The sequence below is a fragment of the Xanthomonas sp. CFBP 8152 genome (assembly GCF_014199025.1).
Lineage (GTDB): Bacteria > Pseudomonadota > Gammaproteobacteria > Xanthomonadales > Xanthomonadaceae > Xanthomonas > Xanthomonas arboricola_B.
The window spans coordinates 336068-348576 of sequence record NZ_JACHNO010000002.1 but is presented as its reverse complement, the minus strand read 5'-3'; the positions used below and the strand labels follow the sequence as shown (position 1 = coordinate 348576).

Sequence of the window (12509 nt, the reverse complement as noted above, 5' to 3'; positions counted from 1 at the left end):
CCATCAGTGCAGCGTCCTGGGTACGCTCAGCACGAAGGCGGCGATCGGGGCGGTGAATTCGGTGCCATCGTCGGCCACCATGTCGTAATGACCTTGCATCTGTCCCTGCTCGGTCTCAAGCAGCACGCCAGAGGTATAGCTGAATGCCTCGCCGGGGCGTAGCCAGGGTTGCTCGCCGACCACGCCTTCGCCATCCACTCGTTCGGTGCGTCCGTTGGCGTCGGTGATCTGCCAATGACGTGCGATCAGGCGCGCAGGCACGACGCCCGCGTTGTGGATGCGGATGCTGTAGGCGAAGGCGTAGCGGCCTTCGTCGGGGGTCGATTGATGGGCGAGGAAGCGGGGCGACACCTCGACCTCGACCCGGTAGCGCGGATCATCGTGCATGCGGAAAGTCTAAATAAAACCGTGTGGGAGCGGCGCTCAAGCCAGCTCGACATTGGCCAGACGGACAAAATCCGCGACCTCGAGTTGTTCGGCGCGCGCATCCGGGCGCACCTGCGCGGCCTCGAAATGGGCGGGCTCGCAGACGTTGGACAAGGCATTGCGCAGGGTCTTGCGGCGCTGACCGAAACCGGCGCGCACCACGTCGGCAAAGCGACGCCGGTCCCTGATCAGCACCGTGGCCGGATCGCGCGGCACCAGCCGTACCACCGCCGAGTCCACCTTCGGCGGCGGCCGGAATGCGCCCGGCGGTACCACGAACAGTGCGGTGACCTCGCAATAGGCCTGCAGCATCACGCTCAGGCGCCCGTATACCTTGCTGCCGGGGCCGGCGGCCATGCGGTCGACCACTTCCTTTTGCAGCATGAAGTGCATGTCGGCCACCGCGCCGGCATGGTCCAGCGCATGGAACAGGATCGGCGAAGAGATGTTGTAGGGCAGGTTGCCGACCAGCCGGATCGGCGTGCCATCGGCCAGCGCCGTGAAATCCACGCCAAGCACATCGCGATGGATGATGCTCAGCGCGCCGAGCGGTGCAGCGGCGTCGGTCAATGGTGCGATCAGGTCGCGGTCGAACTCGATCACGGTCAGTGCGCCGTGCTTGCGCAGCAGCGGAAAGGTGATCGCGCCCTGGCCGGGGCCGATTTCGACCAGGTGCTGGCCGGCGCGCGGGTCCACTGCCTGCACGATGCGGTCGATGTAATACCGGTCGGCAAGAAAGTGCTGGCCAAGCGACTTCTTGGCCGGTGCGCTGAAAGAATGATTCATGCGCGCAGTTTAACGTGGCAGCGCCTGCACGCGGTGCCGGTCCTGCACCTGGGAGACGCGGCAGATGGGATGCGTGCACGATGCGCATCGTCCAACGCAGGCAATCGCCTCTCGCTCAGCGGCGTGCTGCCAGACGCGCGCACAGGTCGGTCGCCGCCATCAGGCTGGACGGGTCGGCGATACCGCGCCCGGCCAGCTCCAGTGCAGTGCCGTGATCGACCGCCACGCGCGGGTAGGGCAGGCCGAGCGTGATGTTGACCGCTTGTTCGAAGCCGCTGTACTTGAGCACCGGCAGGCCCTGGTCGTGATACATCGCCACCACCGCATCGAAGCCGGTGAGTTTCTGCGGTAAGAATGCAGTGTCGGCCGGTAGCGGGCCGATCAGCTGCATGCCGTCGCCGCGTAGCTGCTCCAGTACCGGGATGATGATGTCCAGTTCCTCGCGGCCCAGGTGCCCGTCTTCGCCGGCATGCGGGTTGAGGCCAAGCACCGCGATGCGCGGGCGTTCCAGGCCGAAGTCGCGTCGCATCGCGGCATCGGTAATGCGCAGGCAGCGCGTCACCGCGTCGGCGGTGATCGCATCGGCGACTGCGCGCAATGGCAAATGGGTTGTCACCAGGGCGACGCGCACGACGGCATTTGCCAGCATCATCACCACCGGGCAGCCCGCCTGTTCGGCCAGCAGCTCGGTGGTGCCGGTGTAGGGAATGCCACCGGCATTGATCGCTGCCTTGTGTACCGGGCCGGTGACGATGCCCTGCAGCTTGCCGGACAGGCAGTCGCCGGCAGCGCCACGCAGGCCGGCAATGACCGCTGCCGCATTGGCGGGATCAGGTGTCCCGAAGTGGGTAGGCACGGCTTGGCGGATCGGATGCAGCGGCAAGTCGCCGGGCGCGCGCGCGCGCTGGTCCGGATCGAGCAGCCGCACAGACAAAGACAGCGCCTTTGCGGCGCTGTGCAGGGTGTCCGGATCGGCGTAGGCGATCAGGTGGGCGTCCGAGCGCGGCCGTTGGGCGAGCCGGACGCACAGCTCCGGCCCGATCCCGGCCGGCTCGCCTGGCACCAGCGCGAGCGACGGGAGCATCGAATCAGCGCGTCGGCCGCGCCGGCGGCGGTGTCGGTGCGGCAGGCGCCGCAGGGTCGGCCGGCTTGGCTGGAGCGGCGGTGGCATCGCCGTCGGCGCGGTCGCCGGTACGGAAGCTCACATACGCTTCGCCACGCAGCTCCTGCAGATAGCGGTTGTACTCTTCTTCCAGCTTGCGACGGCCGATCGTTTCACGGATCTGCGCACGCTGGCTTTCGGCACTGACGTCGGTCTGACGGCTACCCACGCGTTGCACGATGTGCCAACCCGCCTGGGTGCGGAACGGTTCGGACACCGCGCCGTCGGCCAGGCCTTCGACCTGCTTGCCGAAGTCAGGGCCGAACGCATCGGCCGGGAACCAGCCCAGATCGCCACCCTGGCCACGGCTGTTGGTATCTTCGGAAGATTCCTTCGCGGTGGCCTGAAAGTCGGCGCCGCCAGTGATGCGCGCACGTAGCGTGTCGATCTTGGCCTTGGCCTGCGCCTCGGTCTGGTTGTCGCCGACGCGCATCAGGATGTGGCGTGCGCTGTATTCGGTGACCAGCTTCTTCTCGCCGCCGGCATTGGCGTCGCGCATTTCCACCAACTTGAGCAACTGGAAGCCGCTCGGACCACGCAGCGGGCCGGCGACTTGGCCGGGCTGCATGTCGCGGATCAGCTGTGCGAATGCATTCGGGATTTCATCCAGGCTGCGCCAGCCAAGATCGCCGCCTTCCAGCGCATTGGGGCTGTCGGAGTACCGCACGGCCGCTGCCGAGAAGTCCAGCTCGCCCTTGTCGATCAATGCCTTCACGCCATCGACCTTTTTCTGGCCGGTGGCGATCTGATCGGCCGTCGCGCCTTCCGGCAGGCCAACCAGGATGTGCGCCAGGTGATATTGACTGCCGGTGGTGGCCTGCTGCGCCAGCGCAGTGTCCACTTCCCCTTCGCTCACGCTGATGCGGCTCTGCGCAAAACTTTGCCGCAGGCGCTGCACGATGATTTCGTCGCGGACCGAGGCGCGGAAATCGCCATAGCCCATGCCGTCGGCCGCCAGTTTCTGACGCAAGCCGTCCACGGTGGTGCCGTTCTGCTGGGCAATGCTGGCAATGGCGCGGTTGAGTTCCTCGTCGCTGACGCGTATACCGCTGCCATCGGCGCGGCCGACCTGCAATTTGACCAGAACCAGACGCTCGAGCACCTGACGCTGCAGGACATCGTCCGGCGGCAGCTGGTTTTCCCTGCCGGCGTACTGCGACTTGACGTTGCGTACGGCGCGATCGAGTTCGCTCTGCAGCACCACGTCTTCATCGACGATGGCGGCAATGCGATCCAGCGGCTGGGATTGCTGTGCCGAGGCCAACGGCGAGAGCGTGCTGGTGAGTACCAGCAGCGAGGCGAGAACAACAGAGAAAGGCTTGGTCATGGAATCAAGTTCGGATCGTAATCGTCCGGATTAGTCGTGGTATTGCTGGGCGGGACCAGGTACAGGTCGTCGCGGTAATAGCCGAGAATAGCACGGCGCAAAGTGCGGTCCGTGTTCTGGCCGAACGAGCTCAAGCCCTTCAGCACGAACTCCACCTGGATGGAGTTGTCCATCTCGCCGTCGCGGTTGCGCACGAACCGGCGGACCAATGCGCGCACCGCCAGGCAGCAGCTGTCCCACTGCACGCCACCGATCATCTCCAGCGGTTTGCGATCCAGGAGCGAGTAGTAGTAACGGCCGACCGCACTCCAGCTGGGGTTGATCGGGTACAGGAAGGAGAAATCGGCCTGCTCGAGCTGGTCGCTATTGTTGGTCGGGTTACGGCGGTAGCGATACGCCAGATTGACGATGCCGTCGTTGTTGAGCAGATAGCGCGTGCGCAGGCTGGCCAGGTCTTCCTTGCGCGAGTTGGGGTTCCACTGATAGGTGGCGCCCATCGACCAGCGGTCGTTGATCATGTAATTGGCGTCGGCCACCCAGGCGGACTTGCCCTGCTCGATGGGCTGTTCGCTGCCGGCGGCCGAATTGGTGCTGTTGTTGATGGTAACCAGCGAATCGTTGAAGTACAGGATCTGGCCTGCACTCAGCGACAACTTCTCGCGGCCATCGTCCTGGCGCAGCCAGCGCGAGGTCACCGCCAGGGTCAGCTGGTTGGCGTCGTTCTGACGGTCGGCACCGGTGTAGCGCGAATCACGGAACAACTGGCCGTAGCTGAAAGTGAACGGGCGGGTATCAAAGACCGGCAGATCGTCCTGGTCGCGGTACGGCACGTACAGGTAGTACATGCGCGGTTCCAGCGTATTGAGATAGTTGGTGCCGAACAGCGAGGTCTCGCGATCGAAATACAGACCGGCGTCCACCGATGCGATCGGCAGGCTGCGCGAGGGAGACCGGTCGCCGGCCAGCGGCGGAGTTTTGGCCAGCGTCGAATCCAGCTGATACGTGGTGTAGCGCCAAGCCACGGTGGGCGTAAAGAACCAGGCTGCGCCGGACAATGGCATCGAGATGTAAGGCTTGATGTCGAAGCGCGAGCCGCTGCCGTATTCCTTGTTGCGGATATTGGTGCGGACGTATTCGTCGCCGTTGGCGTCGCTGTTGCCGCTGTTGGGCGTGTAGACCACTTGGTACGAATCGTCGTGGGTGAACCGTACCGCCTCGGCGTACACCCCCGCCTCGAAGATGCCGAATGGCTTGTCCCAGGTGAAATAGGCGCGCGGCTGCCGGTTGTAGGGCAGCGCCTGCTCGTCCAGCGTGTAGTCGGTGAGCTGCCAGCGGTCGGCCATCAGGCCGGCGGTCCAGGTCTCGCCGGTCCCGTAGATGCCCACGGTGCTCTGCAAGCTGGAGGCCGAGCCCATGCCGTTCAGGCGGCTGGTGAAGTCTTCCACATACCGGGTGTCGCTGACCCATGAAATGCTGCTGCGCGCCTGCCAGTATTTGTTGATGTCATGGTAGCCGCTGTAGAAGACGCTGCCACGGTCCTTGTCGCGCAACTTGTCGTTGGGCAGGTAGTTGGCGGTAATCTCGCCGCGACCGTTTTCGTACAGGTAGCGGAACTCGGTGCCGAACATGAAACCGCGCTTGCTCATGTAGCGCGGCAGCAGGGTCGCGTCGTAGTTCGGCGCCAGGTTCAGGTAGATCGGTTGCAGGTAGTCGAAGCCATTGCGGCCGGACAGGCCGAACTGCGGAAACAGTAGGCCGGTCTGGCGACGGTCGTCAATCGGGAACTTGAACCAGGGGAAGTACAGTACCGGCACCTTGCCGATCTGCAGCACGGCATTGCGGGCGGTGCCGAAGCCTTCTTCGTTGTCGACGTCGATCTCCGGCGCGCGCACGCGCCAGATCGGCTGCGAGGGATCGCAGGTGGTGTAGGTGGAGCGGTGCATCTGCCCGACCTGGCCCTGCAGATCCACCGATTCGGCCGCGCCATTGCCGCGCCGGTCCACCAACTGGTACCGAATGTTGGTGACCTTGTGGGCGTCGGTGTCCTGGTTGCCTTCGGCGCGGTCGGCGACCATGCGGAAGGAGGTGTCCTGGTAGCGGACATTGCCTTCGGCGATGTAGTTGCCGGTCTCGGTGTCCATGCGCAGGTTGTCGGCACCCAGGAACTGGTCGCCGCGCTTGAGCGCCACATTGCCCTGGTACTGCGGGGTGGTGCTGGTGCCGGACAGCTGGTCGCCTTCGATGTCGGTCGGCAACTGCTGGCGCATTTCGGCGGCCTTGGCATCTGCGGCAGGCGCGCCGTCGAACCCTGGCAACGGATCAACCGCCGGGCACAGCCCCCAGTTCAACGGCTTGTCGGCAGCCATGGCCGGGAGGCAGATGGCGATGCTCAAAGGCAGGGGCAGCAGGCGGAGAGCTCGGCGCACGCGTGATTCAACCAATAAAATGGCCACTAGCTTGCCGTATACCCCGCATAGGGGCAATGACGAGCGCCCGGGTCGGGAGGGCGAGGTTCATCGCAATGGGGCACGAGCAAGCGGCCGCCGGGGTTCAGCGCAGCGCGGCCACGTGCGCCACGCTGCTTTCGCGCAAGGCCTGCAGGTCATAGCCGCCTTCCAGCATGGACACCACCCGGCCACGGGCATGCCGCTCGGCCAGGGTGCGCAGCGCAGCGGTCAGCCAGCCGAAATCGTCGGCATCGAGCAGCAGATCGGCCTGCGGATCGCGCAGATGCGCATCGAAGCCGGCGGAGATCAGGATCAGCTGCGGGCGGAAGGCATCGATCAGCGGCAGCATCTCGTCCTCCCACACATTGCGGAAGCGCAGCCCGTCGCTGCCTGGTTGCAGCAGCAGATTGTGGATGTTGCCGATGCCGCGCTCGTAAACGCTGCCCGAGTGCGGATAAAGCCCGGACTGGTGGGTGCTGAGATACTGCACGCTCGGGTCGCGTTCGAAGATCGCCTGCGTGCCGTTGCCATGATGGACGTCGAAATCCACGATGGTGATCCGTTCCAGCCCATGCCGATCGCGCGCATGCGCGGCGGCCACTGCGACATTGTTGAACAGGCAAAAGCCCATCGACACCTGCGCGGTGGCGTGGTGCCCGGGTGGGCGCACGGCGCAAAAGGCGGTGCGGGTGGCATCCTGCATGACCGCGTCCACTGCGGCGATGCCGGCACCGGCCGCGCGTAATGCCGCCGCGCGCGAGCCGGGCGACATCACGGTGTCCACGTCGAGCCGGTGATGGCCTTCGAAGGCGGTTTCCAGCACCGCGTCCACCTGTTCGCGCTCGTGCACCCGGCACAGGTCGCCGAGCTTGGCCAACGGCGCCTCGCGCCAGTCCAGGTCCGGGAACGCGTCGCGCAGCGCCTCCACCACCGCTTCCAGGCGGGCGGGGCTCTCGGGATGCTCGGGGCCGGTGTCGTGACCGAGGCAGGCGGGATGGGTAAAGACCAACATGGGGCAAATCTAGCCTGTCCGTCGTGCCATGTGCAGGTCAGCCGCGCCGGCGGTCGTGCCGCCACAGCACTTCCTGCTGGCCATCGGCACGCGCCAGCACGCGCGCCAGCACGAACAGCAGGTCGGACAGCCGGTTCAGATAGCCGATCGCTTCGCTGCGCACGGTCTCCTGGCGTGACAGCGCAACGGTCTCGCGCTCGGCCCGGCGCACGATGGTACGGGCCAGATGGCAGCGCGCGGCGGCCTCGCCACCGGCCGGCAGGATGAACTCCTTCAGCGGGGGAAGCGTGTTGTTGAAAAGGTCCAGCTGGCGCTCCAGCGCATCGATATCGGCACTCTCGACGGCCGCACGGCCGGGCATGCACAGCTCGCCGCCCAGATCGAACAACTGGTGCTGAATGGTGGTCAGCAGCCCGGCGATCGGTTCCGGCACGCCGGGGGCGGCCAGCAGCACGCCGATGGCCGAATTGGCCTCGTCCACGGTGCCGTAGGCGTTGACACGCAGCGCATCCTTGCCGGTACGGCTGCCGTCGCCCAGCCCGGTGCTACCGTCGTCGCCGGTGCGCGTATAGATCCGCGAGAGCCGGTTGCCCATCTCAGCCGGCCTGGGCCTGGCCGGGCGCGCTGGTCAGGCGCTCGGCGGCCACCTGGACCGCCGCGGCAGCGGCGACATACAGCGCGGCACTGCGCAGATACGGCCCCAGCCAGTCGGTGTAGTTCTTGAACCAGCCGGCCACGGTCGGCTCGGCCACGCTGGCGCTGATCCAGTAGAAGCTGCCCTGGGCGATCAACTGGCACAGCGCCACGGAGAGCAACAGCGCCGGCACCAGCTTGGCCAGCGTGCTCCACTGCGCGCCGTGGTACTGCCGCCGCAGCCACATGCCACCGGCCCACAGCGCGAAGTACGCCGGGATCAGGCACCAGTACGCCGGCGATACGCAGTAGTGCTGCCAGAAGCTCAGGCCCTGGTTGGTGATCACCAGCCAATCCACCGCCACCGCCAGCAGCATCAGCAGCGGGAATGCCAGCCTGGTGCGCGCGGCCAGATGAAAGCCGCCGATGAAGAACACCGCCCAGGACGCGTCCGGGACCGGCGCGAAGTGATTGATCCGCGTGGCCGCCATCAGGACGGCGAGCAGGCTCAGAATCAGGGTGTCGTGCGAGCGAGGAGTCATGCGCGGAGGTGGCTGGATCACAGGCTGGCGAGTGTAGCGTGGAACCCGGCATGCCCGCGCCATGGGCGGTCTTGCGGAAGCCGCCTGGCGCAAGCGGCCGCCTAGCCCCCCGTTGCCGAACACTGCGGACGCAAACGGCTCGACGTCTGGATACGCCCTGCACCGGCAAGCGTCGGGCAGCGCTCCCCGCGCGAGCAGCCGGCCGCACCACGCCAGCCCGGGCGCGGCAAGCTGTCCCCCGGTCGCGGCAACGGGTCATGGGCGAAGGCTTATCATGTGGCAATGACACATCCACATGACGTTCTGATCGTCGGCGGCGGCCTGGTCGGCTCCAGCCTGGCGATTGCGCTGGACCGCATCGGCCTGGATGTCGGGCTGGTGGAAGCCACCCCGGCCGGCACGCCGCCAGCGGTGTTCGACCAGCGCAACCTGAGTTTTGCCGCCGCCACCGTCAATGCGCTGAGCGTGCTGGGGGTGATGGCCAAGCTGCGCAGCCCCCCCGGGCCGATCCGGCGCATCCACGTCAGCCGGGCCGGCGACTTCGGCCGGGTGCAGCTGGATGCGGCCGATTACGGTCGCGACAGCTTCGGCCAGGTGGTGGTGGCGCGCGATTTCGGCGAGGCATTGGCGGCACGCCTGGACGAGCTGACCCGGTTGCGCCGCTATCGCCCGGCACGCTGCATCGGGGTCGAGCCGGTACAGGACGGTCTGCGCGCGCTGCGGATTGCCACCGCCGATGGCGAGCAGCGCGTGCAGGCCCGGCTGGTGGTGGGCGCCGACGGCACCCATAGCGCAGTGCGCGAGCTGCTGCATATCGGCAGCGATGCGCACGACTTCCTGCAGACCTTGTTCGTGGCGCGGGTGCGTGCCTCCCGCCCACCGGATGGCACCGCCTGGGAGCGCTTCGGCGAGCACGGGCCGACTGCGCTGTTGCCGCGCGGCGATCGCCACTACGGCGCGATCCACTGCGTGGCGCGCGCCGAGGCCGCGGCGGTGGCCGCGCTCGACGAGACCGGATGGCTGGCCAGGTTGCAGCGGGCGGCTGGATGGCGCGCCGGGCGCTTTGTCGCCAGCGGCGAGCGCAGCGCGTACCCGCTGGTGCAGGTGCTGGCCAATGAGTTGGTCGCCGAGCGTGTGGTGCTGCTCGGCAACGCCGCGCAGACGCTGCATCCGATCGGCGCGCAAGGCTTCAACCTCGGCTTGCGCGATGCACTGACGCTGGCCGAATTGATCGAGCACGATCGCAGCGATGCCGGTGCAGGGGCACTGTTGGCCAAGTATCTGGCACGTCGACGGGTGGACCGCGAGCAGACCATTGGATTCTCCAGCGGGCTGGCGCGGCTCACCGGCAACCCGGCGCCGCTGCTGAGGCCGTTGCGCAGCCTCGGCCTGCTCGCCACCTCGCAGGCGGCGCCGTTGCAGTCGATGCTGGTCGGCGGGGCAATGGGTTTCCGTGGCGATGTGCCGCAATTGTGCAGGGGAGTCGCATGAGTCGCCGTGGTACCCGCGATGCGTTGATCGTCGGTGGCGGCGTGGTCGGTGCCGCCTGCGCGTTGGCCTTGGCCGATGCCGGCCTGAGCGTGGCGCTGGTCGAAGGCCGCGAGCCCGCGCGCTGGCGGGCCGACCAGCCCGATCTGCGCGTCTATGCCTTCGCCGCCGACAATGCCGCGTTACTGGACAGCCTGGGCGTATGGGCCTCGGTGCGCGCTGCCCGCGTGCAGCCGTACCGGCGCATGCGGGTCTGGGACGCGGCAGGTGGCGGCGAACTGAGCTTCGATGCCGACACATTGGGCCGCGAACAACTCGGTTGGATCATCGAACACGCGGTGCTGGTCGATCGCTTGTGGGCCGCCGTGCATGCGGCCGGCATCGAGGTGCATTGCCCGGCACGCGTGGTCGAGCTGGAACAGGATGCAAGCAGCGTGCGCCTGCGCCTGGACGATGGCAGCCGCCTGGAAGCGGCGATGGCGATTGCCGCCGATGGCGCCGCATCGACCTTGCGCGAGCTCGCCGGTGTGCCGGTGTCGCGGCATGCCTACGCGCAGCGCGGCGTGGTCGCCTTCGTGGAGACAGAGCAGCCGCATCAGGCCACTGCCTGGCAGCGCTTTCTGACCACCGGCCCGCTGGCATTGCTGCCGTTTGCCGATGGCCGCAGTTCGATCGTATGGACCTTGCCGGATGCCGAGGCCGCGCGCGTGCTGGCGCTGGACGATGCCGACTTCTCGCGCGAGCTGACCCAGGCCTTCGCAGCGCGGCTGGGGCAGGTGCGGGTGGTCTCCGCGCGCGCGGCGTTTCCGCTGCAACGGCAATTGGTGGAGCAGTACATCCGCGGCCGCGTGCTGACCTTGGGCGATGCTGCGCATGTGGTGCATCCGTTGGCCGGGCAGGGTGTCAATCTGGGCCTGCGCGATGTCGCTGCGTTGCGCGCCGAGGTGCGTGATGCGCTGGCAAGGCGTGCTGACTGGGCTGCCCCGCATCGGCTGCAGCGCTGGGCGCGCACCCGCCGCAGCGAGAACACCGTGGCCGCTTATGGCTTCGATGCGATCAATACGGTGTTCTCCAACGACGACATGCACCTGACCCTGTTGCGCGGGTCGGTCCTCGGGCTGGCCGGCAGGTTGCCGCCGCTGGTCGATGTGCTGTGGAAGCGTGCCTCCGGCAGCGCGTGATCGCGCGCGCAGCGCGCGGCACCGGTGTGGCTTACCCCCACATAAGGCATGCGGGCGCTCGCACGGCGAGGCTGCCGCCGAACTAGCGCGGCAACACGCCCGGATCCGCGGCATGCATGCTGCTGTGTCGGCGTGCGTGCTGCGGAGGCGGATGCGGCACGCTGATGCAGGCAACGCTGCACGCAGTGCCAGGCCGGGTTGCCAGACTGCCAAGGTCCGAAGCCGTGTGGGGCGGCTCGCGCCAGCCAGGGTGCGGGTTAGATGCCCATGCTGTGGCGCTGGGTAGTGGCGTGCTCGGCGCGAGATGGCCAGTGGCGCTGCCAGCACGGCCGCGGTGATGCGCTCAACTTGCAGTACCGGTACAAAAATCTTGCAGATGAGATCGCTTGGTGGCACTTTGGATCCCGAGGAGACCGCTTCGGCGGTCCGCAGTGGCTGGCCGGCGTTGGTGAGATCCCATGACGGGACGCATTTCGATTCAATCAGCGACGCGCAATCGGCCATCGGCAAATGGCCAGCGCGCATCGCAGGAGTGCAGCATGGCAAGCATCATCGGCGGCATTGGAACCTCGCACGTTCCCGCCATCGGGGTGGCCTACGACAAGGGCAGACAACACGATCCATTGTGGAAGCCATTGTTCGACGGAGACACGCCCGTGGCTGGCTGGTCGGCCAAGCGGCAGGCCGCTGTGCTGGTGTTGTTCTGCAACGACCATTGCACGCCATTCTTCATCGGCTCATATCCGGCCTTCGCAGTGGGCATCGGCGAGCGCACCTGCGTCAACAACACCGGGTGGGGCTCGGAATTTCTGGACCGTTTCCAGCATGCGCCGGGAGCGCTGACCGATCTCACCCACAGCGATGACGTGTGCCAGGGGGGGGACGGGAGCGTGCAGCAGATCATGTGGCTGGCGCTGCGCAGTGCGCTGGACTGGCCGATCCGCACGCTGCATCAGAACCACTGCCTGATGAGCGCCACCGCGATGACGGTGGTGCTGTACGAGCCGGGCATCGAAACCGCTGACGCGCCGTCTTCAGCGCAGTTGCTGGCGCACACCACGCATACCGCAAACGCGGCACGGGGGGCGGCCTACGATTCCGCAAGTACGCGGCATGCACCAGATCGGCGGCACGTACCTGTTCGATCTGCGTACCGGCAACCGCGCGTTGCGCATCGATCGATTCTTGTGGCATATGATTCGCGCCCGGTGGCGCGATCGCTTGCTTGAAAATTCCGAAACACTGATGCAGGAGGCCGGCCTCACCGAGCATGAAAGGCGCTGATCCTCGCACGCGGCCGGCTCGGACTGGTGCGGTACCGCGCCAACGTCTTCGTCATCGAAAAATTCGCCCGTCTGGTGCGTATGACCAATCTGCAGGTCGACGCCATCATGCGTGGCGAATCCTTCGAAGACGCCATGCAGACCCGGCGTGTGCCCGATGCACGCTGATCTGCAGGGCCGGCCAGGTGCCGTCCCGCCGCATTACCCGACTTCCCAACGTAA

Annotated in this window: 10 protein-coding genes and 2 pseudogenes; 4 read left to right on the top strand and 8 right to left on the bottom strand. The window is 66.8% G+C overall.

Translation table 11 applies throughout. The features are described from left to right. Positions 1-3: 3 nt before the first annotated feature. The 8 genes from apaG to FHT09_RS09185 all read right to left on the bottom strand — a co-directional run bounded on the left by apaG (position 4) and on the right by FHT09_RS09185 (position 8335). A complete protein-coding gene (apaG, locus tag FHT09_RS09220; protein ID WP_104538471.1) occupies positions 4-387 on the bottom strand; it encodes a Co2+/Mg2+ efflux protein ApaG in 384 nt (127 codons plus the stop codon). A gap of 36 nt (positions 388-423) precedes the next feature. Beyond that, positions 424-1212, bottom strand: a complete 789-nt coding sequence (gene rsmA, locus FHT09_RS09215) for a 16S rRNA (adenine(1518)-N(6)/adenine(1519)-N(6))-dimethyltransferase RsmA (RefSeq protein ID WP_104604203.1) — start codon at positions 1210-1212, stop codon at positions 424-426. Positions 1213-1327: 115 nt separating this feature from the next. Then, positions 1328-2296, bottom strand: coding sequence for a 4-hydroxythreonine-4-phosphate dehydrogenase PdxA (gene pdxA, locus FHT09_RS09210; RefSeq protein WP_104538469.1), 969 nt, complete (start codon positions 2294-2296; stop codon positions 1328-1330). A gap of 4 nt (positions 2297-2300) precedes the next feature. After that, a complete protein-coding gene (locus FHT09_RS09205; protein WP_104604204.1) occupies positions 2301-3701 on the bottom strand; it encodes a peptidylprolyl isomerase in 1401 nt (466 codons plus the stop codon). After that, positions 3698-6127, bottom strand: coding sequence for an LPS-assembly protein LptD (gene lptD, locus FHT09_RS09200; protein WP_104604205.1), 2430 nt, complete (start codon positions 6125-6127; stop codon positions 3698-3700). The genes FHT09_RS09205 and lptD overlap by 4 nt, the downstream gene beginning before the upstream one ends. Positions 6128-6251: 124 nt before the next feature. Next, positions 6252-7160 carry a histone deacetylase family protein gene (locus FHT09_RS09195; protein WP_104604206.1) on the bottom strand — a complete coding sequence of 303 codons (909 nt, stop codon included), beginning with the start codon at positions 7158-7160 and terminating at the stop codon, positions 6252-6254. A gap of 37 nt (positions 7161-7197) precedes the next feature. Beyond that, entirely contained in the window at positions 7198-7755 is a 558-nt protein-coding gene (locus tag FHT09_RS09190) for a cob(I)yrinic acid a,c-diamide adenosyltransferase (RefSeq protein WP_104604207.1), read from the bottom strand. A 1-nt stretch (position 7756) separates the two neighbouring features. Continuing rightward, positions 7757-8335: a hypothetical protein gene (locus tag FHT09_RS09185; RefSeq protein ID WP_104604208.1), complete on the bottom strand. Its 579-nt coding sequence runs from the start codon at positions 8333-8335 to the stop codon at positions 7757-7759. A 282-nt stretch (positions 8336-8617) separates the two neighbouring features. Between FHT09_RS09185 and ubiH the strand changes: the two genes are divergently transcribed. From ubiH to FHT09_RS09165, 4 genes and pseudogenes are all read left to right on the top strand, one after another. Next, positions 8618-9826, top strand: coding sequence for a 2-octaprenyl-6-methoxyphenyl hydroxylase (gene ubiH, locus FHT09_RS09180; RefSeq protein ID WP_104604209.1), 1209 nt, complete (start codon positions 8618-8620; stop codon positions 9824-9826). Continuing rightward, complete coding sequence (locus FHT09_RS09175; protein WP_104604210.1) at positions 9823-11004, top strand: UbiH/UbiF family hydroxylase; 1182 nt, start codon at positions 9823-9825, stop codon at positions 11002-11004. The genes ubiH and FHT09_RS09175 overlap by 4 nt, the downstream gene beginning before the upstream one ends. A 539-nt stretch (positions 11005-11543) precedes the next feature. Next, positions 11544-12056: pseudogene (locus FHT09_RS09170) on the top strand (protocatechuate 3,4-dioxygenase); the annotation flags it as partial. 61 nt (positions 12057-12117) lie between these two features. Continuing rightward, positions 12118-12455: pseudogene (locus FHT09_RS09165) on the top strand (protocatechuate 3,4-dioxygenase). Positions 12456-12509: the final 54 nt, after the last annotated feature.